A 25,528-nucleotide genomic window follows, 5' to 3' on the forward strand; every position below is an offset into this window, starting at 1 on the left:
CCCGCACACGCGGTGCCCGCCCGCGAGGCCGTTGCCGGGCGGCTTCCCAGGCTTCCCGGGTGGCGCACCCGGGGCGCGTCTTCGCTGGTCCTGCCGGGGGCGTTTGTCGGTACCGCTGGGTACGTTGTCGAGAACAACAGCTACGAGGAGGCCTCACCGTGAAACTTCGAGTGGACCGCGACGCGTTCGCCGAGGCGGTCGCCTGGACGGCCCGGGCCCTGCCCAACCGGCCCGCCGTCCCGGTACTCGCGGGGATCCGCCTGGAGCTCTCCGCCGACGGCTCCTCCCTGCACCTGTCCGGGTTCGACTACGAGGTCTCCACCCGCGCATCGGTGGAGGTCCTCTCCGAGGATTCCGGCTCCGCCCTCGTGCCCGGCCGCCTCCTGGCCGAGATCGTGCGCAACCTGCCGTCCGGATCGGTGCACATCGACACCGACGGCTCCAGGCTGCTGGTCTCCGGGGGCGCTGCGCGCTTCACCCTCATCACCATGCCGCTGGAGGACTACCCCACCCTGCCCGGCATGCCCGGCCGCATCGGCTCGGTGTCCGCTGACGCCTTCGCCGCCGCCGTGCGCCAGGTGGCTCCGGCCGCCAGCCGCGACGACACCCTGCCCATGCTCACCGGAGCCTGCCTCGACTTCACCGGCGACACCCTGAAGGTGGTCGCCACCGACCGCTACCGCATCGCCGTGCGCGAGCTGTGGTGGAGCCCCGAGGACCAGAACCTGGACGTGTCCGCCCTGGTGCCCGCGCGAACGCTCAGCGACACCGTGCGCGGTCTGCTCAGCCGCTCCAACGTGGACGTCGCCCTGTCCACGAGCAGCGTGGGCGAGGGCGGCAGCCTGTCCCCGGGCGAGGGCATGATCGGCTTCGAGAACGGAGAGCGCCGCACCACCACCCGGCTGATCGACAGCGAGTTCGTCAAGTACGCCGCCTGGTTCCCCAAGGAGTTCTCCGCTCGCGCCGAGGTGGCCGTGGCGCCGCTGATGGAGGCGGTCAAGCGCGTGGCGCTGGTCGCCGACCGCAACACTCCGCTGCGGCTGGCCTTCTCCGGGAACGAGGTCGTGCTGGAGGCGGGCTCGGGCGAGGACGCCCAGGCGATGGAGGCGATCGGGGTCGGCTACGAGGGCGACCCGATGCGGCTGGCCTTCCGCCCCGACTACCTCATGGACGGGCTGTCGGCGATGGAGAGCGACACCGCCCATCTCAACTTCACCGAGCCGACCAAACCCGCCGTATTCACCGACGTGCCGGCCAAGGAGGGCGAGGAGCCGTCCTTCCGCTACCTGGTCCAGCCGTTGCGGGTGTCCTGAACTGGGGTTTTGGTCCCTTTCTCTGCCGGACCGGTACCTTATCCACAGAGTTATCCACAGGAAGCCGATCTTCCTGTGGATAACCCGGGGTAACACCCTCGCGAAACAACCAAATCGCCCCCGCTGAACCCTCGCATTCTGGCCCTGACATGCGAAAACAGCCACGGGGGCGATTCTGTGCACAGCCTGTGGAAAACTTTCCCGCCGAGCAGCGAAAGGGCTACTCGCCTTCGGTCAGTGTGGAGGAACCACCGCTGCTCACGGGAGTCTCCAAGCCAAGTTCGGCCTGACGCCCCCGCCGGTAGCCCGCCCGATATCCCGCCGGGCTGTGCGTGCGCTCGGGACGGTGCTTGCGCAGCTGCGGGAACTGCTTCTGGAACTCCTCGTTCACCCGGTGCACGTCGTTCTGCAGCACCAGGTCCGCGCCGCGCGCGGAATCCACGCCCTCCACCGGGCCTCCGGCCTCGTCGGCCGTGGCCATCTCCTGCAGCCGCGCCCGGAAGTCGCGGATGCGCTCGGCCACCGCCCGCCCGTAGGCACGCACGAACGACCGGTAGTAGCGCTTGCGCTCGGTCTCCAGCTCCGAGCGCGTGTAGTTGCGCAGCTCCCGGATGTCGGTCACGTGTGAGGAACTCATGAACTTCGCCGACGCCTCCATCTGCATGGAGATCGACGGCAGCAGCATCCGCAGCGCTTCCAGCGCGTTCACCGTGCCCACCAGGATGATGACGCGCTCGGTGTTCTCCGAGGTGTTGCCCCGTACCGCTGACTGGCAGCCGTAGGCGGCGGCGATGTCGGCCAGCGCTCGGACCCGCGCCTTACCGTGGCCTCCCATCCCCGACACGGTGTAGTCCATGCGGCTGATCGCGTCCGGTTCCTCGCCCCTCTCAGCGCGGGCCTCGGCCTCAGCGATCGCGTGGCGGGTCATCAGCTCGGCGGCCTTGGCGGTGAACGCCTGGCTCTCGGCATCAGTAACCGCGGGGTCCTCCGCCATGCGGAGGAGCCCGCGGACCCGCTCGACCATCTTCTGACGAGCAGATTCAGTCATCGGCGCCCGGTTGCTCCCGTAGGTGAGTGTCTGGCTCCCGCCTTGGGCGGAAAACACCGAGCCTAGGCGTTCTTGTCCCCGACCACCATCGCGATGAGCCCCACGGTGATCCAGATCGCCGCCGCGACGAACAGTCCGCCGAAGATGCCGCCGATGATCGAACCCGTGAAGATGCTGACGAGGGCGTAGCCCGCACCGCCGACTCCGGCGGGTACGGCCGCGTACCGGAACGGGTAGGTGGCCGCGTAGCGCTTGCCCCGCCGGTCGGACTTCCTGCCCATCACGCCGCCCACTCCGCCGATCAGGGAGAAGAAGATCACCGCGGCGGTCAGCCCGGAGGCGATGGCACCGAGGCCGGCGCCCAGGTTGAGGAGGAAGAAGAGGGCCCCGCCGGCCGCGCCGCCCAGCACGGAGGTGGCCCAGGGCCAGATCATCGTCGCCGAGGCGACGGGAGTGAAGGCGTTACCGCGCTCCAGCGTCATGTCCACTGCTCCAGTCGAATAGCGTGACGACCGCTCTTCGCCGGGCGGTCCTCTCCAGCATGCAAGGTCGGGGCTTCGAGCACATCAGGGCACGTCCCTGACATTCCCCCTACTTGCGCGCAGTACCCCGACAACGTTCGAGACGGGCCCCCTGGTTCCCCTCGGGAACCTGGTTCGGGTTTCGGGCCGTGTATATGTCCTGTGTTCACATGTCCGATACGCACTGCTCGACCCGTACGCGGCCACTGCGCGCGTGCGTGCCCGCCGTGCATGTGCCCGACGCGTGCGTGCGGGCCCCTGAGGGGGCCTGGGGAGCCCCGGGGTCAGTCGGCGGAGGAGGCGCCCGGGTCGCCCGTCCTCCCCGCGGTAGCGGCGGCCAGGTCGGCGCACAGGTGCGGCCAGGCCGTGCGGAACGCGGGCAGCAGGGGAAGCGACTCGGCCGAGGCCAGCGGTACCCAGCGCACCTCCCGGCTCTCGGAGTTGCCGGGGCGGAACGGCGTCAGTTCCGGCAGCCGTGCCAGGAACGTGTCGTAGCGCCACACGCTCAGGTCCTGCTCGTGCACGCCCAGCAGGGTGTACTCGGCCAGGTCGCCGGCGACCTCCTCCCGGAACTCGCGCACGGCGGCCTCCAGGGGGGTCTCGTCCCGGTTCCGGGCGCCCCCGGGGATGCCCCAGGTGCCGCCCATGTGGGTCCATCCGGCCCGGTGCTGGAGCAGTACGTGGCCGTTCCCCGTCATGTCGGTGGCGTACAGCAGCAGACCGGCAGCCCCGTAGATCCCCCATCTGCGGGATCCGTCCGGCAGGCTCACCCAGCCGTTTCCGTCGCCGTCCAGCATCACGTCCTCCAACTCCGCGCCCTCCAGAACCGCCGGTGTCCGTGCACCCGGCCACTCCCTAGAACCTACGGCCCGTACCCGGATCTTCCACAGTCCTCGTACCGGTGTACGTGCTCGACCCCACACGGCGCCACCGGTCCCTCCGCCGCGCGTCCACAGGCGCCTCCGGCACGTCTCCGGCGACCTGGCCGCCGTGCGGTCCGCGCGCGCACTTCCACGGCGCCCCGTCCGGGAAGGCCTCCCGAACAGGCCGAGAACGCCACCTGGGGAACGCGCTTCCCGGAATTCCCTCACGTGACCAGGAGAATGGACGCGTTTTGCAAAGCACGTTTCACGGAATCAATGAGAAGTGTGTGCGCGCTTTCGTGGCGGCCGGGACGTTTCTCCCCGGTGGGGCCTTCGCGGAGGAGGGTTCTTACCGCCCGTCCAGGTGGCGTCACGGCAGGTGCGAACCGGCTCTGACTGTCCGCAACCGGCCAAGCACTGGCCATCGCGGCTCCCGGGGGTCAATGATGGCGCGGCTCCCACAACCGCTGCGGCTGCGCCGGTTTCGGTACTGAAAGAAGACTGAAAGCGGAGTGGAAGAGCATCTCTCTAGTGTGGAACACGTTCGACGCGGTCGGTTCTGCGAGAGGACGGCTCGCGGTGCCGACCAGTGCGACGTTCGTTGGACACATGCCACCCGTGGTGTGCTTCGAGGCGGAACCCGCCACGGGTGGCTACTCCGCCGGAGGGCGGATGCTGTGATGCTTCGTAGAAGACGTAGGGCGACGTTACGGCTCTACGCGAGTGCTGTGAGACGAGGAGTTCGAGTGCCGAAGATGCTGACCGTGGACGAGGAGTTCGAGGCGATCGTCACGGACGTGGCCCCTGCGGCGAAGATCAGCCCCTTCCAGGAGCCCGACCCGACGAAGACCGCTCCCGCCGAGGAGCAGCCCGCCGACGAGCAGCCCGCGGAGAGCGCACCGGCGGAGGAGAAGCCCGCCGAGGAGAAGTAACTCCTTTTCGGGGTAGTCCAACGGTCACTCCGAGTACCTGAGTGGAGGGGGTACTCGGAGCCGTTGCCTTGTCCGTGTTTCCTTTTCCCGCCAATGACCCTTGCTAGGGTTGCTGTTTGTGGAATTCGGCGTGCTTGGCCCCATCACCGTCTGGTCCGACGGCCGACCCGTTCCGGTCGGTGGTCCGCGCCAGTGCTGTGTGCTGGGAGCGCTGCTGGTGCACCTGGGCCGCGAGGTCACCATCGACCAGCTGATCGGCTACCTGTGGAACGACGACCCGCCCCGCACCGCGCGGTCCGTCATCCAGGTCCAGATCTCCCATCTGCGCCGTACCCTTCCCGGCACCATCGCCACGACCTCCGGCGGCTACGTCCTCGACGTCGATCCAGAGTCCGTCGACCTGCACCGCTTCCGGAAGCTCAGGGACAGGGCCGCCGCGGCCGATCCCAAGGCGGCGGGCGAACTGCTGGAGCGGGCACTGGAGTGCTGGCGCGGAGTCCCCTTCTCCGGTGTCGGGTCGGAGTACCTGGACTACTCCGTCGTCGCCCCTCTGAAGGAGGAGTACTGGTCCTCGGTCATCGCCTGGGCCACCTGTGGCCTGGAGCTGGGGAAGTACTCCGACGTCGTCTCCCGCCTGACGCCCATGGTCAGCGAGGAGCTGTTCCGGGAGCGCCTGCACCATCTGCTCATCACGGCCCTGTGGCGCGACAACGAACGTGCCAGGGCGCTCTCCGTCTACGAGGAGCTGCGGACCAGACTCGCGGAGGAGCTGGGCGTCGACCCGGGACCGGAGCTGGTCGCCCTGCACACCCGGATCCTCCAGGAGGACCCTCCCGAGGAGGGGGCGGAGGACCCGTCCGCCGGGGAGCCGGGCACACACTTCGTGGTGCGCAACGATCTTCCCAGGGACCTCCCCGACTTCACCGGGCGCCAGGAGTCACTGCGGCGGTTGGACGAGGCGGCCCGTGCCGGAGAGGACCGCGCCCAGGTCTGTGTCATCACGGGCAGCGGTGGCGAGGGCAAGACGACCACCGCGGTCCGGTTCGGCTACGAGGCGGCCAAGCGCTACCCCGACGGCCAGCTGTTCATCGACCTGTACGGCTACACCACGGACAGGGAGCCGCTCGACGCCGCGTCCGCGCTCGGAGCCCTGCTGCGCGCGGTCGGGGCGGAGCCCGAGGCCGTACCCGAGTCCCTCGACGAGCGGTCGGCCCTGTGGCGGGCCACCCTCATGGGGCGCCGGGTGCTGCTCGTACTGGACAACGCGTCCAGTTATGCCCAGGTCAGCCCGCTCCTGTCGTCCTCCCCCGGGTCGATGACCCTGATCACCACGCGCAACGAGCTCTCCGGGCTCAGCGGTGCGCGCTTCCTCTCCCTCGGGGTGTTCGACGAGCGGTCCTCCCTGGAACTGTTCGGGCGCGTCCTGGGGGATGAGCGTGTACGGAGCGAGCCCGAGCAGGCGCGGGAGATCGTCCGGATCTGCGGCGGCCTCCCCCTGGCCCTGCGCGTGGTCGCGGGACGCATGCTCAGCCGTCCCAAATGGTCGTTCGCGCACGTCGCCCGGCGCCTCGGCGAACAGAACCGCAGGTTCCGCGAACTCCAGGTCGAGGGGCAGAGCGTCGAGTCCGCCATCGACCTGTCCTTCCAGAGCCTCAACCGGGACCAGAGCCGTGCCTTCCTCCTCCTGGGTCTGATGATCGGCAACACCATCGACCTCGGCGGAGCGGCCGCTCTTCTGGACATGACGGTGGAGGACGCCGACGACATCCTGCAGGAGCTGGTCGGGGTCTGCCTGCTGGAGGAACCCCAGGGAGACGTGTACCGCCTGCACGACCTGATCGGCGCCTTCTCCCGGGACCGGGCCGCCGCGGTCCTCGCAGCCGAGGAGATCGACGCGGCCAGGTTGTGCCTCGCCGAGCAGTACATGGCCACGGCCCAACACGCCGCTGACCTTCTGGGCCCGAGAGGACACGAGGACGTCGACGTGCGTCCCGGCTACCGCACCGAACTGGCTGGCCGAGAGGACGCGGAGAACTGGTTCAGCCTGCACCAGGAGAACCTGGCGGAGACGATCGAGTACTTCGCCTCGCACGACAACGGCGAGTACGCGTGGCGCATGGCCGACGCGGTGTGGCGCTTCTACGCCCTCCACGGCCAGATGGGCCTGCTGATCAGCTCCCACCAGCGGGCGCTGCAGATCAGCGACAAGCAGGGGAACCGGCGCGGACGCGCGGTGACCCTCATCGGCCTGGGTATCGCCCACTGCCTCTCGGGACGGTTCGAGGAGTCCTTGGACCTGCTCCTGGAAGCCCGGGACCTGCTGGCCTCGATCGGTGACAGCAGGGGGCTGGTGCGGGTGCTGGCCAACCTGGGCATGGTCTACGAACGTGTCGGCCGTCTCGCGGACGCCGCGGACGCCATCCAGGACGTGCTCGACTACGCGGCCCAGTTGGGGGACGTCCGCCTCGAAGCGCTGCAGTGGGGCGGACTCGCCGTGGTGAAACAGGCGCTCGGGGAGCACACCGAGGCACTGTACTGCGCCGGGCAGGCCATGGCGAAGGCCACGGGAGGAGACCAGGACGAGGCCAGGGCCCAGGCCAAACGCGTCATGGGCGAGGCCCGTGCGGGGCTGGGCGAACTGGACCTCGCCTTCCAGGACCTGAACGAGGCGCTGGAGCTGTCCCTGCGCCTTCGTCTGGTGGGCAACCAGGTCTACGTGCACAACACCCTGGGCATCGCCTATCGGGCCGCACGGTGCTGGGAGGAAGCGGTCGGGTCCCACACCGAGGCCCTGGCGCTGGCGGAGAGGTCGGGCCAGCACAGCGGTGACGCCGAGATCCGCACAGACCTGGGGATCACCTACGCCGCCGCGGGCCGGTACGAGGAGGCCGCGACCGAGCTGGAGAAGGCCCACGCCATCGCGACCGAGCGCAGTGAGCGCTACACGGTCGCCCGCGCCGCGCTCGCCCTCGGGCGACTGCCCGCGCCCACCGTGACGGCGGACCGGGCCCGGGAACTCCTGAAGGAGGCGGAGGAGGTCTTCGCCGAGCTGGGGCTGCCCGAGGCGGAACAGGCCAGGAAGGCCCTGGAGGACCCGCCCGCGCCCCTCTGCTGACGGCCCTAGCCGACGGCTCCCCTCGCCTCGCGGGCCCCCGGCCGGGGCGGCCCCAGCCAGCGCGGTCCCAGCAGCCCGCGCCGCATGGTCCACAGGCACAGGGTGGTGGGCAGGAAGCGCACGGGCCGGGGCACGCGCGGGTACACCGCCCGGGTCACCCGCACGACCCGGTCGAAGCGGCGCTGGCGGGCGTCCGACCAGGGGATGCCGAACTGCTCGCGCAGGTGAGGCGGGAGGAGGCCGCCGGTGAGGAGCGACTGCGCCTTCATGAGGGGGCGCAGGGGCAGGGACGCCGGGTGGAGCAGCTGCTCGGTGATACCGCGCGCCTCCTCTCCCACGCGCAGCCCGGCCACGGCCTTGCCCCAGTAGGCGTCGAACTCCTCCGGGGTCGCGGGCCACTTCTCCTCGGGCAGGCCCAGGGCGGTGCCGAGCACCGACGCCTCGCGCAGGTGCCGGGCGCGTTCCTCCTCGCCGAGCTCCCCGAACACCATCGCGTGCAGGCGCGAGGTGGACTCGTACAGGGTGGCGGCCACCCACAGCAGCAGGTCGTCGTCGAGCGCGCGGTACCCCGGACCGTTCACCTTGCGGTGCATCGCACGCACGATGGCGTGCAGGCGCTCCCGTTCCTCCTCGGTGCCGTAGACCGTCCCGTACACGAAGTAGAGGGTGCCGAGCAGGCGGTTGAACGGCCGGGTGGAGAAGTCGCTGTGGTCGTGCACCCCCCGGGCGACGCTGGGGTGGGCGATCTGGAGCAGGACGGAGTACCCGGCGCCGCCGAGGGCGCAGGCCTCCCCGCTGATCCGGCGCAGGGGTGACTCATCGGACGATCGGCCCATGCCTGGGAGCGTACGACACCTCGCATACCGGGGCGGAGAAGGCGCGCCCGCCGGGAACCGGGGCCGGAAGCCCTGGTCGGGTGACCGGGGCCGGGGCACTCCCTGAGCGCGCTGAGGCCTCCGGCCCTCCGGGGCCGCCGCGGGTCCGACGCATGCCCCGAGGAGGTCCTGAGGAGCTCCCTCATGGTCTCAGGGAACGGAAGACCTCCGGCCGGGTCAGGGCGTCGGTGTTGTCGACGAACTGGTCGACCGCGCCGACAGGAGGCCGCCCCACCAGCTCGGGGTCCCCGATCCGCTCCAGCAGGGCACGGGTGAACCGGGCCGAGTCCAGCACCGGCCAGGGGCGGTCGTGGAACGGCCGGAGGCCGGTGTCCAGGGACTCGGCGAGACCGGTCCGGTTCTGCCACGCGGCGAGCAGGGAGCACGCCTCGGCGAGGGCCCCGGTGTCCGCGTCCAGGCCGCGGGACAGCGGCGGGGTGAGCGCTTCGGCCTCGGGGAGCCGGGAGAACGCGCTGCCCAGCCATTTGGAGTAGGGCGGGTAGCGGCGGGACAGCAGCAGGGCCAGGCGCATGAGGTCGCGCACCAGCCGGGCGGCGACGACCCGGGCGCCCAGGTGGTCGCCGGCCTCCGCGCAGCGGCCGGGGAAGGACTCCTCCTGGGACACGCGCTGCCACTGGCAGGCCAGCACGTACCGCCACACGTCGTCGGGGTACCAGGCCAGGCGCTTCCGAGCCCCGGTGAGCTCGCCGGCGTCATCGTGGAAGACGGCGCCGCCGACCACCTCGGCGAGCCGCTGGGCGGGCGCGGCGAGCCAGTCCGCGGTGGTCACGCCGGTGCGCGGGTCGAAGCCCAGCCGTCCGCGGAACCAGTCGCCGGGATCGAGGACCTCCACCCGGTGGCGGCCGTCGGGCGCGTCGGCGTCGGGCGGCCACGTCCCGGGAGGGCCGTCTCCGGGGGCGAACCGGGTCGGCCAGCCGTGCACCCGGTCGGGCAGGCCGTCGGCGAGCGTGTCCAGCACACGCACGCGCTCGTCGGGGTCGGCCACGAAGAGTTGCAGGCGCGGCCCCCACCCGTGGTCGGTGGAGCGCTCGGTGTCGAGTCCGAGGACCTCGGAGCCCGGGCCGAGCAGCGCGGCGGCGTGCGGAACCGGGCGGCGCCCGGTGGTGAGCAGCGGTGCGACCGCGTCCGTGTACAGGGCCCGGGACAGATCCAGCCCCGGGAGGAAGCCAGGGGACATGCCCGCGAGCCTAGGGTCGCGGCCCGGCGGGGGCCACTGTTTTCCCTCGCGGGGCCCGCCGGAGGCCGGGGAAGAAAAATATATCTCCGGGGGCAGGTACGGTCCGCTGACCCCCGATCGGCGGCATTGGTCTACCGGGTCTCCCGGATAGACCACGGTCCATAACTGTAAGGTGTCTTTCCAGTTGGCGGCCCGGAGGACGTCGGACGTGTGAGTAGTACCAGTTCCGGAGGGTGGGCGAGTGGACTCCTCACCCGGTACGGGTGGCACTCGGTTCCCCTCCGTAACGGGAGTCTTGACGTGTAGTGACGACCTCTTTACGGTCTTCGCAACAGGTGGAAGGAAATGCCGGGGACGCCCGGAGTTTCCGGGACAGCACCGTCCGACCGTCCGCACGGGGGATATCCGGACCCCGCTGGACGGCTTCCGCCCGCCTGGACCGGAAACGGTCCGGGTCACCCCGCTACGACCCCCGACCCGGGATCGTGACCCGAAAGAAGGGCCCCCATTCATGAAGATCCGCAGTAGAATCCGCTCCCTCGCGGCCGTCGCCGCCGCCACCGCGTTGACCTTCACCCTGATGCCTGCGGGCGTCGCCAGTGCCCACGGCTACGTCTCCGCGCCCATGAGCCGCCAGGCGCAGTGCGCCGCGATCATGGTCCAGTGCGGCGGCATCCAGTGGGAGCCGCAGAGCGTCGAGGGTCCCAAGGGCCTGATGAGCTGTTCCGGCGGCAACGGCCGGTTCTCCGAGCTCGACGACGACAACCACGGCTGGCACGTCACCGATGTCGGTACCTCCCTGACCTTCACCTGGACCCTCACCGCCATGCACTCCACCGCCAACTGGGAGTACTTCATCGGCGGCCAGCGCGTCGCCAACTTCAACGACAACGGCGCCCGCCCGCCGTCGACCGTCCGGCACAACGTGGACCTGTCCGGCTACAACGGCAGGCACACGATCCTGGCCCGGTGGAACGTCGCCGACACCGGCAACGCCTTCTACTCCTGCGTGGACGTCAACATCCGCTAGGAGCGCCACGGACGACATCCGTCGGAAGCCCACGGGTCCCCGGCCCGGTCCCGCGACCGGGCCGGGGACTCCGGTGTCTTCGGGGGCACCGGTCCCGCTGCGGGGACGGTGCCCCGGCACTCCGGCCAGCCGCAGGGCCAGTGTGTCCGGGTGGAGCCAGTGCCTGTCCGCGGAACGCCTGGTGCGCCGGCAGGGCGATCAGCCCGCCGTAACCGGTCCCGGACACGAGGAGGAGCAGCGCCGTCCTGGTCCCCTACCTCCGGAGAGCGGGCACGCGCCGGGAGGGGGCGGCCAGTCCCAGGTCCAGAAGGGCCGGAAAGGGGAGGGCCCGCAGGCTGTGAAGGCCGACGAGGTGGGGGACGCGCAGGCCCCCGCTCTCGCTGTTCCAGGAGATCACGGGCATGCCCTAGCGGCCGTGCCGACCCCTGTCCGCCCCGCAACGACGAGAGGCCGGTCCCGAAGGACCGGCCTCTCGCTTTGGTCGGGGTGGCGGGATTTGAACCCACGACCTCTTCGTCCCGAAACGGAATCGGCCCGGAATCCCACCCTGGACCGATCCCTCGAACCGGCCTAGAGTCCCTGGTAGAGCGGCATTTCGGAGTGCCGCGCAGGGTCGAACCCTGACCGACGATGACGCACGGTCCACGGTCAAACGACGGTCAGGGAGAAGGGTTCAACCGTGAGGTTCTCACGGAAGCGGCTGGGGCGTGCCGGGAAGCCGCGCTACACCGCCTACTTTAAGGACATCAAGGGCAAGGAGCGGTCGGCGGGCACCTTCGCCAACAAGCGGGACGCCGACAGGGCGTGGCAGCGCGCCGAGGCACGGTTGGCGGAGGGGCGGATGGGCGATCCGGCCCGAGGCCGGAAGTCCTTTCAGCGCTATGTGGAGGAGACCTGGCTCCCCAACCACGAGGTGGAGGCGACCACCCGGCAGAGCTACACCTACTCGATGCGCAAGCACATCATGCCCGAGTTTGGGCCGATGCGGATGGTGGAGATCCTGCCGGAGCATGTCCGGGCTTGGGTGGCCAAGCTCAAGGACGCCGGGGTCTCACCGGTGACGATCAAGTACAACAAGGTGCTCTTGAGCGCCATCTTCACCACTGCGCTCAACGACCAGGTGGTTTACCTCCACCCCTGCAAGGGCGTACGCACCCCGCATGTCGCGGTGAAGCCGCGCACGATCGTCACTCCGGAGCAGTTCGATTCTGTGTACCGGGCGCTGCCCGCCGCGTGGGCGCGGCTACTGGTCGAGACCGCCATAGAGAGCGGGCTGCGCCGGGGAGAGTTGTCTGAGCTACGAGTCAGGGATCTGGACACGCGCACCCGAATCCTGACCGTGAGCCGCGCGGTCGTGGAGGTCAACCCGGAGTTCCACCCCACGGGTGGTCGGTTCCTCGTGAAGGAGTACCCGAAGGGTCGCGAGTACCGGCGGTTCAAGCTGAGTACGCAGATCGCCCGCAAGCTCCAGGAGCATGTGTCGGAGAGGAGGCTCCGTGGGGACGACCTCTTGTTCCCGATGCTCGCCGAACCCAAGACGCCCAATTTTCGAGCCGTTCCTGATTCTGACACCCTGGGTCGCACCGAACCCAATGACAAGGGACGGACGTACAAGCACGGCACCCTCAGTGCGTACGCAGCGGGAAAGTGCCGGTGCCGCTACTGCAAGGACGCATACGCCTTGTACCGAGCCCGACGCCGCGCGGAGGGCAAGGACGACCCCCGGCCCTCCCGAACCCCGGACACGGACGGACACATCTCGTCCGACTGGTTCCGCCGCCAAGTCTGGAAGCCCGCGCTCAAGGCCGCAGACATCGGGGTGAACCTGCGTATGCACGACCTTCGCCACGCGCACGCCTCCTGGCTACTGGCGGGCGGCGCGGACCTCCAGATCGTGAAGGAACGCCTCGGTCACGCTGACATCGCCACGACGGCCCGCTACCTGCACACCCTCCCCGATGCCGACGAGACGGCCCTCGACGCCCTCTCCCGCATCCGCAGAAGAGCGGATGAATCATACTCCGAATAAGTAGTTGTTCGGGCAGTTAGTATTATGTCACATATGGGAAGATAGGGTCCGTTTGTGTAGTGTGTGGGGACTGAGATCAATGCATCCTATTTTTATCACAACCTGATCTAGTTCGCCCCCTGGTATGCCTGCGGCAGGTTGGATGTCCCTAGTGGGCCGTAGAGTTGCCTGAAAACACATGCATCGAGGGGTGGTCTTGTGTCAGAGGTTCCGTGGGAGAGCGAAATCCCTGTTCATCCGTGGAGTGATCGGTCTAACACGATTGGTTACATTTCGGGTGGCATGGCAGTTCAAGCTTTTCTCCTGAAGCAGGTTCTGGAGCAGTTGCCATCTTCTGGAGATAGCATTCTTCGACTTAATGACCCGAATGGCAAAGAAATTTCGGTTGAGTGTGAAAAACTTGCAGTTCATCAGTTGTCTACTGCAAAGTTTGTAAGGAGAGATAAAGGCGGCGTATGGGTGCCCACTGACGAGGCACTTCGGTGGAAAGAGTTCGGGGACAATAAATATCTTGCGCGTCATATTCATGCGAATGTGAAGTTTTTCGGTGAGGCTCTAGAAGCAATCGATTCTAATACTAGTCACGCAGATATATTGCGTGTTGCGCAAGAGGTCTATGGCCTTCCGTGGAACAGTTCTGATCAGGTTCGGCGAAGAATCGGATGGCTTAGGAGCCTTGGGTTTGTAGAGCTGTGGGGTCAACGAATTGTCCGAACCGAAAAGGGGTCGGAACTTCTGCAAGATTTGATCCTTTGTCCTCCGGAGGTAGCCAGGGGGGAAACTTTGAGTCACGTTGAGGGGGAAGAATCCGTGAAGATTGAAAACCTGGAGTTTCCCGATTTGACACAGGAGGAGCTAAAGAAGCGAAAACTCCTAATCGGTTATATACCACGAGGGAAGAAGGTGGCAGAAGAAGCTGCGGGAGAGTCAGCTCTGGCGCCGATTCCGGCAATCCGTGAGCTTGCTCGTCTCGTTCGAGAAAATCCAAGAAAGGATGACTTTCAGCAGGCGAGCAAAGAATCCCTCGGAATCAGCCAGGGATCTTTTAACTCCATGCTGCATTCTGCGCGCCATATGGGATTGATTGAACAGGTCGCCTTCAATGAGTATTCAGTTAATGGCCGCATCTCTGAATTGCTGGAAGCTGGAAATGAGGTGGAATTTGTCAGCTATTTGCACTCGAAATATGCATTTTTCGGAGAGCTGCTGAAGCACCTCGAAAATCCTCTGTCAACGAGCGCGCTCGTGGGTGTAGCTCGGGACTGCTATGGAATCAGCCAACTTACTAATGGAGAAGTGCGCTTGCGGCTAGGAATTCTGGAGAATGCCGGACTTGCCTTCAGATTAGATTGGCAGCGATTTTCGAGGAGCAATCTAGGTACGGAGTTTGTTCAGAAAGTCACTCTCCAAAAGGAGATGGAAGAGGTAGAGGCGACAGAGGCTGAACGAGAGCCCCGAAAAGAATCTGAATCGGTTCGCCTTGAGATTGAGAGCGGTCTGCGAAAATTTGGCAGTACTGGAACGGACAGTCTCTCCTTTGAGGAGCAGGTGGCTGAGGCGTTTCGTTTCCTTGGCTTTCGAGTGGAACATATTGGAGGGTCGGGGAATACGGACGTCCTTGCCACGGCAGAATTGGCTCCTGCAGACAAGTATAAGGTCATTATTGACGCAAAAAGTTCAGGGTCTGGTGTAATTTCTGAGTCTAACGTAAAGTTTGATGCCCTCAAGGACCACAAGAAGAAGCACAAGGCTGACTTCGTCATTGTCGTTGGCCCTAAGTTCGCATCCCGTGTCAAGCAATGGGCGCTTGATCACAGTGTTGCACTCCTTGAGATCGATGAGCTTATCGATGTACTCAGGGCGCATTATTCCACCCCTTTGGGTCTAATGGATTTCAGGGATGTATTGGCGAGAGGAGACTTGCATGTTGAGGAACTGGGCGAGCGCTATCAGGCTCTCGGGAAGCGATTGGCACTAATTTCACGAGTTATGGTTTTGGCTTTCCAGGAGGCCAATGATGAGGACCCACTTTCTGGCGGATCTATTAGTGAAGAGAATATTTCTTATGTTCTAAGGAAGGAGATGGCTCCACGTCCCTCCTTGGAAGATGTTCGTGAAGTGCTGAATTTTCTCTGTGGTCCCATGGTGGCAGCCCTTGAGGAGAATAAGGGTAAATACAAGATTGTAGATTCTCCGGAAAACGTCATGGCCAGGCTCAGAGGGCTCGGAACTGCCGCCGGTTACAGGGAAGGGCACGGTGAGATGTGAGTGTCTGGGGTCGGCCTACTGTCGTTCCGAACGGCGGGGAAGGCGGGGCGGGCCCTGTGCGCGCAGGATCGTGCACAGCTCGATCACGTCTCCGGCGCACACCAGAACGGCGTGGCCGGTGTGCATGGCGTTCGGCTTGAGCACGGCAATGTACTCGGGCAATCCCGACGAGTCGTGCACCTTCATCAGCTCGTAGTGGGTGAACTGGCGGCGTGCCCAGTCGAGGGCGGCGGTCGGATTGAGTTCATAGGTCATCGCGGGTCGTCCCCGTGCCGTGTGATGAGGAAGTAGACCCCACGTTCCAGCCAGAGGAGAGTACTCCACTCGTCCGACAGCATGTCGACCAGCGCGAGGCCTCACCCCGACTCAGAGCGGGCGGAAGGTCGGCGCACGTGCGGCACGCTCGACGTTTCGCGTGGTTCCTCTGTGCGAACGGTGGCCCGTATATGGGAACTCTCGCCTGACAGCACCAGAACGAAGGATCCGTCTCCTTCGCCGCTCATCGTGTGCTAGAGCGCGTTTGTCGTCAGTTCGGATACCAGGAGTTCCGTGCGTTCGACCACGTCGTCAGGCACAGTGGTGGTCGCGGACTTCCGCAAGACCTTGACCGTGAAGCGCCGAGCCTCGGCCACGTTCTCCCTGGTACCCCTGAGCCGCACGGAAGAGGTGGGTGCCAAAGCTGTCCGTCGGGGGTGCTGGGTCATCAACCTCACCCTGTGTCTCGGTCGGCTGTTCTATCGTGGTGGTGACGTTACGGAGCGGTCATGCCTGGTCGAAGTGACTGCCAGTACGAGTCCGAACCCCCTTCGAGGCCCCCATGCCGAAGAACCGCCGACCAACACTGACCACGGGTCACAGTTCCTCCGTCACACCCGAGTTCGAACGTGAAGGACGGGTCTCCGGTCATGTCCTGAAGGCCGTCCGCAGGTCTGTTGGGCACACGCAGGAGACTATGGCTGAGCGGGTCGGCGTGGACGTGACCACGTTGCAAGGGTGGGAGTCAGGGCGTCGGCCGCTCATGGCCGTGAGCACCGGACAGTACTTACGGCTGCGGCACCTCCTGCACCGGCTGGGTGCCGGTCCGCACCTGCTCACGCAACTCGACACTGCGCTGGAGGCCGACCGCTTCATCGGGTACGTACTCGGTGCTGATCACCGGATCGATCTCGACGGGCACCCGCTCGCCACGTGGGTCATCACGCGCCCTTTCACTGACCTGGTGGCGTGGCCGTTCATAGGCGTCGCGCCGACGGTCATCGCGGAAGCGACCCCACCAGTTAGGCGAGGCCCCAGCGCCAGCGGTCCGGAGTTGGGCGCGGACGCCAGCACATCAGTGCGCACCTGAGGTCGGCAGCGGAACAAGCCCCACGCGACACGGTGAAGGGCGCTCTGCTTCGTCGGCAGGCTCACTACGTGACGGGGTTCGACACCTCGGCTGAGACAGCCGAATGGCTCGCTGCCATGCAGGAGGAAGAGAAGAGACGTCTCCGTTCCACCGCGGAATGGTCGCCGTCGTGGGCGGTGGTGCGGTCCGGGGCACATTCGATCGCTCGGAAGGGTGACAGCGAGGCGCTTCCCGAGTTCATCGATGCGCACGTGTCCAGTGAGGAGTGCGAGACCGCCAACCTGAACTACTGGGCGTACTGGCTGGGCGAGGTGGCCGATCCCCAGTTGGCCGACACGTTCATGGTGGAGCTGAGCGTGGACACGTGGCGGGGTGACCACCTGCTCACCCACCTCGTCGGCAAGCTCGATCCGACAAATCCCTATGTCGACATCGTCGTCCACAGCCTGTGGGCACTCGTCATCCGCAAGCTCGGCCTCTTGGACGGCAGGAACGCGGCGAGCATGACCCCGACCGTGCTCCGCCTCCTGGACGAAGGGTCGGTTTCCCCACGATCCCGGTGCGAACTGGAGGCCGTCCTCTACGCTCTTCGGATGGCACAGCGGAGGTAGAGGAGCCCCATGGCAGACGAGCAGGACACCCGCACCGTCGACTTCCTGTACGAGGTCGGACTGCTGAAGCGCTACAAGCGGACCGGATGGCAGATCGCCGGAGTGGCCGCCCCCGAGTCCATCGCGGACCACTCGCACCGCACGGCCATCACGGCAGCGGTGATCGCCTCACTCGAAGGTGCGAACCCCGAACGCGCGGCGTTCCTGGCGCTGTTCCACGACACCCAGGAGACCCGGGTGATGGACATCCCCTACGTCGGCAAGCGTTACCTCAAGGCCGCGCCCAACACCGAGGTGACCGCAGACCAGACGGAGGGCCTCCCCGAAACGCTGTCCGAGGTGATCGGCACGGCGGTCGACGAGTACGAGGCGAAGGAGTCGGCCGAGGCCCGATGTGCCAAGGACGCCGACAAGCTCGAATGCCTCTTGCAGGCGGTCGAGTACCGGGAACAGGGCAACACGCACACTCAACCTTGGATCGACACTTCGCTGGCCTCGCTCAAGACCGCTTCTGCGAAGCGACTCGCGGAGGAAGCCCTCGCACGTGGGCCGCTGGAGTGGATGCACGAGGCCCGCGATAAGAAACCGAAAAGGTGAAACGATCAAATATGATTCTTGACCTACATCTTCTGATTCGACTCTCTATCGAATGCGCCGATAGTCCCCATTTTCGGCTGCTGTTGATATGCTGTTTTTGATAAATTCAATCATCTCCAATGTCTTATCATGAAGTTCTTTGTATGCTTCTGGTGTTACGCTGAGGTACTTTCCATGGGCGACCTCGTTTCTAACCCGAAGGAGTTCGTAGTCGATCATTTTTGATTTGAGGCGAATTGGTTCAGGGTCTAGCCCGAACATTGTAAACAGATCGAAGCAGCGATCACTGTTGAGATTCGATTGCGTGTCAACTCCTTTTCTCCAAGGCAATGACGCGCGCTCACTATCTGCTGTGAGTAAAGTTGTGACACGTTGTAGGTTCCTCTGCGTGCTTGAAGCCCCCTTTTCTTTCTCAAGGGCGTGTTCAACAGCCATGGAAATAAATCCGAAGTGCAGCTCTGAGTATGTGAGTTTCCGGCGTCCAACAAATCTCAAATAATTAGTTAGGGCTGCTTTTGCATATCCTTCCCAGTGTGCGTAAAGAAGTGGGACCCCTGCCCTGCAAAGCGCTACTTGAGCAGTGCTATCGCTTTTTGATCGACGGATGCTTCCTAAGAAGCTGTGAAGCTCCGCTCTTCGCCAGGAAAGATCCTCGTCAAGGGCATCCTGAAGTTCACTTACTGTCCGCAACCCAGTCTCCAGAAAAGATCCTCTTTCCGACCTCGTACATGTGAGGGATTCGAAGATCAGCAGATTTTCCTGCCCCCATTCGTGATCGGAAAGTTGGGTCTTTCCAAACTTCCTTTATCCTCCCGGTGAGGAGCGTTGCTCGGTTCTCGGAGCCCAGGGAGTTCCAGTATTCATAATTGAGACCAATTCCTGTTGTAATTGCCTCGTAGGCAGAAACAGTAAATGCCATGGTGAACTTCTTTGATTCTGGTGAGTAGCGCCGGAAGGCGGAGTCACCGAGGGCTTCACTGAGCCAATCAAAGATGTGTTCAAATCGCTGCTTTTCAAAATCTCGATCGATGCCCTCTTCGATGAATTTCCGCATTCTGCTGGTTAGGAACTCGCTTACGTCCTTCATGCCACTTAGATCACTTTTTTCCGCAGAGACCAAGCAGAGAAATCGAAGAGCCACTTCAGTTCCGTATGATTGCTCTTCTCGGCGTTCACTCAAGGAAACAGTCTCCAGGAACGCGGGAAATTTGGCAAGTGATTGTAGCCAGCGAAAAAATTCCGGATCTAGCATCACGGCAAGGCAATTTCTGGCCTCCTGTTCAGACAGATGTGTTCCGCTATTTAGGCGCTGGAAGAGATCGAACTTTGCTTGCTCGTCACTCGTGTGCTGGACGATCTGGAAGTCCAGTCGTGCTCGCTTGAAGAACCTCTTCTGAGCTTCTGTCAGCTCGGTGTACTCCTCATGGCTGTTGTCAGTATGGTTTCCTGAATCCCATACAGTACCTTTTAGACTCTTAAGGTAGTCGCCGGACATCAAGGGGTCAGGCGTATCCTTATTTCCATCTGTGTCTTTTAGGGCTCCCATGAACCTAAAAAGGGTTGAGAGTCGTTGTACTCCATCAACAACATCCCATACTCCGTCTTGGCGTGCAGCGACAAATATGGGTGGGATGGGAATGCCGAGAAAAACGCTTTCAATTAGGCGTGACTGCTGTTTGAGATTCCACTGAAATATTCTTTGAAATTCCGGGTGAATTTCTAGGTCGCCATCCTGATACATTGAGAATGCCTCGTTGATGGCCATGCTATAACGATCAGTGTGGATCTCCTGTGAACGTTCGATGATTTCATCCTGCAGGAGTCTCATGGTGTCGCACTCGCTCTCGTTGTCTAATATGTCTGATTTTGTTGCTCTGGTGGCCGGATCCACCCTTGGCTGACGTCTGGGGCCAAGGGCCAATAGGGCTTGCAACAGATCTTACGCCTGTCGGCATGGACTTAGCATTATGTTCGAGTGCATGGATCCATACCTTCTTGGTCTCGTTCAAGGCTGTGTCCGCGAAGCGACTCCCGGAGGAAGCCCTGGCGCGTGGCCTACTGGGGTGGATGCAAAAGGCCCGAGACCAGTAGTCGAAGCTTGGACTCACTGGCCACAGGAGGCTCAGTTGGCTACACGGCCGAGTCATTCTCGTGTTCGAGTGACCCCAAACGGCGTTCTCGATCGCAACCAGTAGTAGAAGCGCTTGGACGGAACGGGTGTGACGGTATGGAAGCTAAGGGCATCGAACGGCACGGCTCTTTGGTACCGCTGTGCCCGATCCCGTACGCCAATCGGTCAGTCACTGACCCGGCCGTTGACCCCACCCGTATGAGTGGCTACCCCCTGCGTAGAGGTCTGTCCAGGTCAGGACATGTGCATGGGGCGCCAATGGTCCACCCGACAGGTGTCGTGAGCGACCATCCTCAAAGTGTGGGTGCGATGCGGTGTCGTCGGGCGCTCCTCACGTCGACGGATCGACTCTCCTGGAGACCCCCTTGGCTCTGACTCTGGACGAACTCAAGCAGCTTCCACCCACCATCGACCTGATGACCGCCGCTCGGATTCTCGGCATCGGTCGCACCAAGGCGTACGAACTCGCGCGGGCCGATGACTTCCCGTGCCGGGTGGTGCGGATCGGCGGGCTCTACCGTGTCTCGACGGCGGATCTGCTGCGGGTGATCGGGGCGGCGGACGACGGGCGCTGAGGGTTGCGCGGTGCCGCTGATGGCCGGTCGCGGTCATCTCGTGACGTTCAATCACACGGTCGAACCACGGTCAAACAAGAAGAGGCCTGATCGTGGATGTCCACGATCAGGCCTCTCACCTGGTACTTCACAGTCGGGGTGGCGGGATTTGAACCCACGACCTCTTCGTCCCGAACGAAGCGCGCTGCCAAGCTGCGCTACACCCCGAAGCAACGTCCACAAGTCTAGCGGACGTCAGGAGTGCTCGCGAACGCTTTTCCGGCCGATCGGGTCGGCCCTCAGGAGGCCGCCACGAGGTCCAGCAGAGAGGCCTCCGGACGGCAGCAGAACCGCACCGGCGCGTACGGCGAGGTGCCCAGGCCGCCGGACACGTGCAGCCACGCGTCCCCGTACCCGTGCAGCCCCCAGGCGCGCCTGCGGTCGATCCCGCAGTTGGTGACCAGCGTCCCGTAGAACGGCAGGCACAGCTGGCCCCCGTGCGTGTGCCCGGCCAGGAGCAGCTGGTAGCCGTCGGCCGTGAAGCGGTCCAGGTTGGACGGCTCCGGGGAGTGCAGCACTCCCAGGCGCAGGGCCGCCGACGGGTCCGCCGGTCCGGCGACCTCCTCGTACCGGTCCAGCTTGATGTGCGAGTCGTGCACACCGGCCAGGGCGACGTCCAGTCCGCCCGCCCTCAGCTCCCCCTTGCGGTTGTTCAGGTCCAGCCACCCGGACGCGGACATGGCCGCGCCCAGATCGCGCCAGGGCAGGTCCGGCACCCGGCGCTTGCCGTAGTCGTCCTTGCTCGTCCGCCACAGGTAGCGGGCCGGATTCTTCAGCTGCGGTGAGAACAGGTCGTTGGACCCGTACACGAACGCGCCCGGCCGCTCCAGCAGCGGTCCCAGGGCCTCGGTGAAGGGACCCACCGCGTCCGGGTGCGCCAGCGAGTCGCCCGTGTTGACCACCAGGTCCGGCTCGTAAGCGTCCAGCCCCCGGATCCAGTCGATGAGCATCCTCCGGCCCGGCGTCAGGTGCGCGTCGGACAGGTGCAGGATCCGGATCCGCGGGCTTCCGGACGGCAGGAGGGGCAGTTCGTAGCGGCGCAGCCGGAACCAGTTGCGCTCGATGACCGAGGCGTAGGCCAGCCCCGCCGCCCCGACGGCGCCCGTGACCGCGGCCGCGCGTCCCACCCGGCGCAGGAGTCGTCTGTTGTCGGCGCCCATCTTCCTCCTTCGTTGTTGTGGAGATCGTCGCAGATGCCGTGGTGCACCCGCGCGCAAACCGTTGGTGAGCCGACCGTCCGCCGCCGTAGGATCGGTTCATGTCCGAACTCAAGGAACGCCTCAAGAACGACCTGACCACCGCCATCAAGGCGCGTGACAAGGTGCGCACCGGGACCCTGCGTATGGTCCTGGCAGCCATCTCCACCGAGGAGGCGTCCGGTTCCGCCCAGCGCTCCCTCGACGACGGGGAGGTCACCCGGGTGCTGACCCGCGAGGCCAAGAAGCGCCGCGAGGCGGCCGAGGCGTTCGAGAAGGGCGGTCGGCCCGAGCAGGCCGAGGCCGAGCGGGCCGAGAGCGAGGTCATCTCCGACTACCTGCCCAAGCAGCTCACGGACGAGGAGCTCTCCGGGCTGGTGGCCGAGGCCGTCGCGGAGACCGGCGCGGAGGGCCCCAAGGCGATGGGCCAGGTCATGAAGGTCGTCAAGCCCCGGGTCGCCGACCGGGCCGCGGGCGACCGCGTGGCCGCCGAGGTCAAGCGCCAGCTCGCCGGGTGATCCGGCTCCCCGGCGCTCCGCCCCCCGCCGCCCGGCCGTCCTGATCCGGACGGCCGGGACGGCCCCCGTGGTGCGGGCCCCGCGCCCGCCGCGTCCACCTGGTACACGGGGGGCGGCGGTGCGCCCCCGCACCGCCGCCCCCCGCGCTGGCCGTCTCGCCTACTCCTCTTCCCTGACCGTGGGAGTGGAGGCGGGTTCGACCGGGAACCAGTCCCCGTCGTTCCCCTGGCCGTTGGACGCTCCGCCGCCACGGCTCAGGAACACGTTCACCGTGGCCCCCTCCGGCAGCCGCGTGCCCGGGTCGGGGTTGACCGCGGCCACCGCGCCCTCCGGCTCGTCGGAGCGGACCCGGGTCCCGGACACGTTGGCCGTGTAGCCGGCGGTCTCCAGGGCGCTCACCGCGGCCCCCTGCGACAGCCCGACCACGTTCGGCACGCCCCCGTCGTCACTGGCCGGGTCGGCCTCCTCCTCCGGCTCCGGGGCCGGAGGGGCCGACGTCGAGCCGAACTGCGACGGCGGCGACGGCAGCTGCTCGACGTCCAGCCCCTCGTGGGCGCCCTGCATGGTCTCCTCCCAGATCGGGCCGGGGATCGTCGCCCCGTAGACCACGCCGTAGTAGCGGTCCCCGATGGTGACGTTGCGCAGCGGGTGCTGCTGCGGGCCGCGCGGGTCGCCGACGAAGACCGCGCTCGCCATCTGCGGGGTGAACCCGGCGAACCAGGCCGCCGCCGAACCGTCGGTGGTGCCGGTCTTGCCCGCCGCCGGACGCCCGATGTGGATGTTGGCCGCGGTGCCGCCGTTGAAGGGCTGGGTCAGCAGGTAGCTGACCCCCTCGGCGACCTCCTCGTCGAGCACCCGGGAGCACTCCGGCTCGATCTCGATCGTGGCGCCCGACTGCTGGTCCTCGATCCTGGTGATGGCCTGCGGCTCGCAGTAGATCCCGCCCGAGGCGAAGGTCGCGTACGCGTTGGCCACCCGTAGCGGGGAGACCTCCTCACTGCCCAGGGTGAAGCTGCTGTTGGCCAGCGAGTTCGGGTTCTCGGTGAACAGCGTGCCGTCCGCGCGCTTGAGGCCCAGGTTCTCGGCCATCTCCATCACGTCGCAGATGCCCACACGCTTCTGGAGCTGCGCGAAGAAGGTGTTGGACGACGCCTTGGTCCCGGACACCATGTTGTGCGTGGTGTTGGAGTTGGTGTCACCGGCGTTGCTGGGCGACCAGGTGCGCAGCGTGCCGCCGTTGCAGCTGCGCTGTCCGGAGACGGACACGCTGGACGGGGAGTTGAACGAGGTGCTGTACGGCAGCCCCTCGTCCAGCGCGGCTGCCAGGGTGAACGCCTTGAACGTCGATCCGGCCTGGAATCCGCTGCTGCCGCCGCGGTCGGAGTCGGTGGTGAAGTTGATGGAGGTCTCGCCGAGCTTGCTCTCGTCGGGCCCGTAGCTGCGGCTCTGCGCCATGCCGAGGATGTGGCCGCTGCCCGGCTCGATGATGAGTTCCGCGCCCACCTTGCGGGACTCGTTCTGGCGGGGCACCCACTTGTCCACGGCCGCCTGGGCGGAACTCTGGGTCTGCGGGTCGAGCGTGGTGTGGATCTGCAGGCCCGCGGTACGCAGCCAGCGCGCGCGTTCGGTCTCGTTGGGGCCGAAGCGCTCGTCCTTCTCGATCTCCTGGACCACGTAGTCACAGAAGAACGGCTGGTCGCTGGGCACGCAGCCGTTGGGCGGCGTGGACAGCTCCAGCTCCATCGGCTCCTCCTTGGCCTCCGCCGCCTCGGCCTCGGTGACGGCGCCGGTGGCCACCATGCGGTCGAGCACCACGTTGCGCCGGTCGATGGTCTGCTCCGGGTTGAACCGGGGGTTGTACAGGTAGGGGTAGCGGACCAGCCCCGCGATGGTGGCGGCCTGGTGCAGCTCCAGGTCACTGGCGGGCACCTGGAAGAAGTGCTGTGCGGCGGACTCGACGCCGTAGGCCCCGTCGCTGAAGTAGGCGATGTTGAGGTAGCCCTCGAGGATCTCGTCCTTGCTCATCCGCTGTTCCAGGGCCACGGCGTAGCGCAGTTCACGGATCTTGCGGGCGACGGTCTCCTCCCGGGCCTCGTCCAGTTCCTCCTGGGAGGTGGCCGCCTCGATCTGCACGTTCTTGACGTACTGCTGCGTGATGGAGGAGGCGCCCTGGGTGTTGCCGTTCAGGGTGCGGATGGCGGCGCGGAACGTGCCCGCCACGTCGATGCCGCCGTGCTCGTAGAAGTGCGAGTCCTCGATGGCGAGGATCGCGTCGACCATGACCGGCGAGACGTCCTCGATCTTGACCAGTTCCCGGTTCTGGTCGAAGATCTCGGCGATGACGCCGCCCTCGCTGTCGTAGATCGTCGACCTCTGCGGAGGAGACGGAGTCTCCAGGTTGCCGGGCATGTTCAGGAAGTTGCTGGCGACGTTGCGGGCCGTGATCCCCAGACCCCCGACCGCGGGAAGGGCGAGCGCGGCGACGAGGAGGCCCGCGATGGCGCCGATGACGACCAGTTGGCTGATTCTTTGAAGCAATGTCCCCTGACCCACCCCATCAGACTAAGTGACCACGAACGCGCGAAGTGGTGCGATGTGGCACGGACAGTGCGCGAACGCGTAGAAACGCCCGCGTTGTCCCGCGGGCGGTACCCCCATGCCATCTTTTCATGCTTATCGCAGACCAATCGCTACACGGTTCGGTGCCGCGAGGCTTCGTGCGTCCGGTGCGGAGGGCTACGGGGCCCCACGCAATGGCCCGAGCGGGCCATATTCGGTTGGACGAAAAGTGGGTCGAGTGGGTTCTGTCGGTGCGGCGCACAGATCCGTAACTTCTAGGCAACGGGGGTGGACTCGACGCACCCCGCGCGGCAGCGGGAGCCTACCTGTCCTCCCCGTCCCCTCGGGACGCACAGGGAGCCCCGTGCCCCGGGAACCCCGCTGACACACGCGGGCGGTTGCGCACACAGGGGAGTAGGGCATGTGGACCGACCAGTGGACGACCAGGGCGCTGTGCCGACGTGAGGATCCGGACGCGCTGTTCGTGCAGGGCGCGGCGCAGCACCGCGCCAAGCTCATCTGCCAGAGGTGCCCGGTACGTACCGAGTGCCTGACCGACGCCCTCGACAACCGGATCGAGTTCGGCATCTGGGGCGGCATGACCGAGCGTGAGCGGCGCGCGCTGCTGCGCAAGCACCCCGGCGTCACCAGTTGGGAACCGCTTTTGGAGGAGGCCGACCGCGAGTACGGGGGCGACATCGCGGGCCGCGCGGCCGCGTACGCCGACCGCACGTCCGCGGCCTGACCCACGGCGGCCACAGCAGT

22 protein-coding genes, 1 tRNA gene and 1 pseudogene are annotated in these 25,528 nt (G+C 65.9%); 12 read left to right on the forward strand and 12 right to left on the reverse strand.

The window, feature by feature from the left end; genetic code table 11:
• Window positions 1-170 precede the first annotated feature (170 nt).
• Window positions 171-1,313, forward strand: a complete 1,143-nt coding sequence (dnaN, locus tag FYX01_RS20680) for a DNA polymerase III subunit beta (protein WP_150243986.1) — start codon at window positions 171-173, stop codon at window positions 1,311-1,313.
• Window positions 1,314-1,533: 220 nt separating this feature from the next.
• Here the strand turns inward: dnaN and FYX01_RS20685 are convergent, their stop codons facing one another.
• From FYX01_RS20685 to FYX01_RS20695, 3 genes are all read right to left on the reverse strand, one after another.
• Entirely contained in the window at window positions 1,534-2,337 is an 804-nt protein-coding gene (locus tag FYX01_RS20685) for a DUF2786 domain-containing protein (protein WP_150243988.1), read from the reverse strand.
• 86 nt (window positions 2,338-2,423) lie between these two features.
• Complete coding sequence (locus tag FYX01_RS20690) at window positions 2,424-2,843, reverse strand: hypothetical protein (RefSeq protein ID WP_150243904.1); 420 nt, start codon at window positions 2,841-2,843, stop codon at window positions 2,424-2,426.
• Between the two features lie 323 nt (window positions 2,844-3,166).
• Window positions 3,167-3,679 carry an NUDIX hydrolase gene (locus FYX01_RS20695; RefSeq protein ID WP_150243906.1) on the reverse strand — a complete coding sequence of 171 codons (513 nt, stop codon included), beginning with the start codon at window positions 3,677-3,679 and terminating at the stop codon, window positions 3,167-3,169.
• An 812-nt stretch (window positions 3,680-4,491) separates the two neighbouring features.
• Here FYX01_RS20695 and FYX01_RS20700 point away from each other — a divergent pair.
• Together FYX01_RS20700 and FYX01_RS20705 are read left to right on the forward strand one after the other, a co-directional pair.
• Complete coding sequence (locus tag FYX01_RS20700) at window positions 4,492-4,677, forward strand: hypothetical protein (protein ID WP_150243908.1); 186 nt, start codon at window positions 4,492-4,494, stop codon at window positions 4,675-4,677.
• A 130-nt stretch (window positions 4,678-4,807) separates the two neighbouring features.
• On the forward strand, window positions 4,808-7,792 hold the full coding sequence (locus FYX01_RS20705; protein WP_150243909.1) for an AfsR/SARP family transcriptional regulator: 2,985 nt from the start codon (window positions 4,808-4,810) through the stop codon (window positions 7,790-7,792).
• A gap of 5 nt (window positions 7,793-7,797) precedes the next feature.
• Here FYX01_RS20705 and FYX01_RS20710 read toward each other — a convergent pair whose 3' ends face one another.
• Both FYX01_RS20710 and FYX01_RS20715 read right to left on the reverse strand, forming a co-directional pair.
• Window positions 7,798-8,628 carry an oxygenase MpaB family protein gene (locus FYX01_RS20710; protein ID WP_150243911.1) on the reverse strand — a complete coding sequence of 277 codons (831 nt, stop codon included), beginning with the start codon at window positions 8,626-8,628 and terminating at the stop codon, window positions 7,798-7,800.
• Window positions 8,629-8,809: 181 nt separating this feature from the next.
• Window positions 8,810-9,865: a DUF4037 domain-containing protein gene (locus tag FYX01_RS20715; RefSeq protein WP_150243913.1), complete on the reverse strand. Its 1,056-nt coding sequence runs from the start codon at window positions 9,863-9,865 to the stop codon at window positions 8,810-8,812.
• A gap of 511 nt (window positions 9,866-10,376) precedes the next feature.
• On the opposite strand from FYX01_RS20715, the gene FYX01_RS20720 reads away from it, so the two are divergent.
• The 3 genes from FYX01_RS20720 (at window position 10,377) to FYX01_RS20730 (ending at window position 15,192) form a co-directional block, all read left to right on the forward strand.
• Window positions 10,377-10,895, forward strand: a complete 519-nt coding sequence (locus FYX01_RS20720) for a lytic polysaccharide monooxygenase auxiliary activity family 9 protein (RefSeq protein WP_150243915.1) — start codon at window positions 10,377-10,379, stop codon at window positions 10,893-10,895.
• A 679-nt stretch (window positions 10,896-11,574) separates the two neighbouring features.
• On the forward strand, window positions 11,575-12,924 hold the full coding sequence (locus tag FYX01_RS20725) for a tyrosine-type recombinase/integrase (protein WP_150243917.1): 1,350 nt from the start codon (window positions 11,575-11,577) through the stop codon (window positions 12,922-12,924).
• 282 nt (window positions 12,925-13,206) lie between these two features.
• Window positions 13,207-15,192 carry a restriction endonuclease gene (locus FYX01_RS20730; RefSeq protein ID WP_150243919.1) on the forward strand — a complete coding sequence of 662 codons (1,986 nt, stop codon included), beginning with the start codon at window positions 13,207-13,209 and terminating at the stop codon, window positions 15,190-15,192.
• Window positions 15,193-15,207: 15 nt separating this feature from the next.
• On the opposite strand, the gene FYX01_RS20735 is transcribed toward FYX01_RS20730, so the two are convergent.
• The gene (locus FYX01_RS20735) at window positions 15,208-15,447 is read right to left on the reverse strand and encodes a hypothetical protein (RefSeq protein WP_150243921.1); all 240 of its coding nucleotides are present in this window, start codon (window positions 15,445-15,447) and stop codon (window positions 15,208-15,210) included.
• 697 nt (window positions 15,448-16,144) lie between these two features.
• Between FYX01_RS20735 and FYX01_RS27090 the strand changes: the two are divergent.
• Window positions 16,145-16,222: pseudogene (locus FYX01_RS27090) on the forward strand (hypothetical protein); the annotation flags it as partial.
• Window positions 16,223-16,234: 12 nt separating this feature from the next.
• On the opposite strand, the gene FYX01_RS27095 reads toward FYX01_RS27090, so the two are convergent.
• Window positions 16,235-16,369, reverse strand: a complete 135-nt coding sequence (locus FYX01_RS27095; RefSeq protein ID WP_263363773.1) for a hypothetical protein — start codon at window positions 16,367-16,369, stop codon at window positions 16,235-16,237.
• Between the two features lie 419 nt (window positions 16,370-16,788).
• On the opposite strand from FYX01_RS27095, the gene FYX01_RS26820 reads away from it, so the two are divergent.
• Entirely contained in the window at window positions 16,789-17,148 is a 360-nt protein-coding gene (locus FYX01_RS26820) for a hypothetical protein (RefSeq protein WP_223830571.1), read from the forward strand.
• A gap of 9 nt (window positions 17,149-17,157) precedes the next feature.
• On the forward strand, window positions 17,158-17,745 hold the full coding sequence (locus FYX01_RS20745) for an HD domain-containing protein (RefSeq protein ID WP_150243923.1): 588 nt from the start codon (window positions 17,158-17,160) through the stop codon (window positions 17,743-17,745).
• 45 nt (window positions 17,746-17,790) lie between these two features.
• Here the strand turns inward: FYX01_RS20745 and FYX01_RS26285 are convergent, their stop codons facing one another.
• Together FYX01_RS26285 and FYX01_RS20755 are read right to left on the reverse strand one after the other, a co-directional pair.
• Window positions 17,791-18,435: an MAE_28990/MAE_18760 family HEPN-like nuclease gene (locus FYX01_RS26285; protein WP_190394412.1), complete on the reverse strand. Its 645-nt coding sequence runs from the start codon at window positions 18,433-18,435 to the stop codon at window positions 17,791-17,793.
• Window positions 18,419-19,510, reverse strand: a complete 1,092-nt coding sequence (locus FYX01_RS20755) for a DUF262 domain-containing protein (RefSeq protein ID WP_190394413.1) — start codon at window positions 19,508-19,510, stop codon at window positions 18,419-18,421. The genes FYX01_RS26285 and FYX01_RS20755 overlap by 17 nt, the downstream gene beginning before the upstream one ends.
• Before the next feature lie 731 nt (window positions 19,511-20,241).
• Here FYX01_RS20755 and FYX01_RS20760 point away from each other — a divergent pair.
• A complete protein-coding gene (locus FYX01_RS20760) occupies window positions 20,242-20,451 on the forward strand; it encodes a helix-turn-helix domain-containing protein (protein ID WP_150243930.1) in 210 nt (69 codons plus the stop codon).
• A 133-nt stretch (window positions 20,452-20,584) separates the two neighbouring features.
• Here FYX01_RS20760 and FYX01_RS20765 read toward each other — a convergent pair.
• Both FYX01_RS20765 and FYX01_RS20770 read right to left on the reverse strand, forming a co-directional pair.
• Window positions 20,585-20,658 (reverse strand) — tRNA-Pro (locus tag FYX01_RS20765).
• A 71-nt stretch (window positions 20,659-20,729) separates the two neighbouring features.
• Window positions 20,730-21,650 carry a metallophosphoesterase gene (locus tag FYX01_RS20770; protein WP_150243933.1) on the reverse strand — a complete coding sequence of 307 codons (921 nt, stop codon included), beginning with the start codon at window positions 21,648-21,650 and terminating at the stop codon, window positions 20,730-20,732.
• Between the two features lie 98 nt (window positions 21,651-21,748).
• Here FYX01_RS20770 and FYX01_RS20775 point away from each other — a divergent pair, with 98 nt between their 5' ends.
• Window positions 21,749-22,204 carry a GatB/YqeY domain-containing protein gene (locus tag FYX01_RS20775; RefSeq protein ID WP_150243935.1) on the forward strand — a complete coding sequence of 152 codons (456 nt, stop codon included), beginning with the start codon at window positions 21,749-21,751 and terminating at the stop codon, window positions 22,202-22,204.
• A gap of 159 nt (window positions 22,205-22,363) precedes the next feature.
• Here FYX01_RS20775 and FYX01_RS20780 read toward each other — a convergent pair whose 3' ends face one another.
• Entirely contained in the window at window positions 22,364-24,742 is a 2,379-nt protein-coding gene (locus tag FYX01_RS20780) for a penicillin-binding protein (protein WP_150243990.1), read from the reverse strand.
• A gap of 442 nt (window positions 24,743-25,184) precedes the next feature.
• Here FYX01_RS20780 and FYX01_RS20785 point away from each other — a divergent pair, with 442 nt between their 5' ends.
• The gene (locus tag FYX01_RS20785) at window positions 25,185-25,508 is read left to right on the forward strand and encodes a WhiB family transcriptional regulator (RefSeq protein ID WP_150243938.1); all 324 of its coding nucleotides are present in this window, start codon (window positions 25,185-25,187) and stop codon (window positions 25,506-25,508) included.
• Window positions 25,509-25,528 lie beyond the last annotated feature (20 nt).

The organism is Nocardiopsis quinghaiensis, assembly GCF_008638365.1.
GTDB lineage: Bacteria > Actinomycetota > Actinomycetes > Streptosporangiales > Streptosporangiaceae > Nocardiopsis > Nocardiopsis quinghaiensis.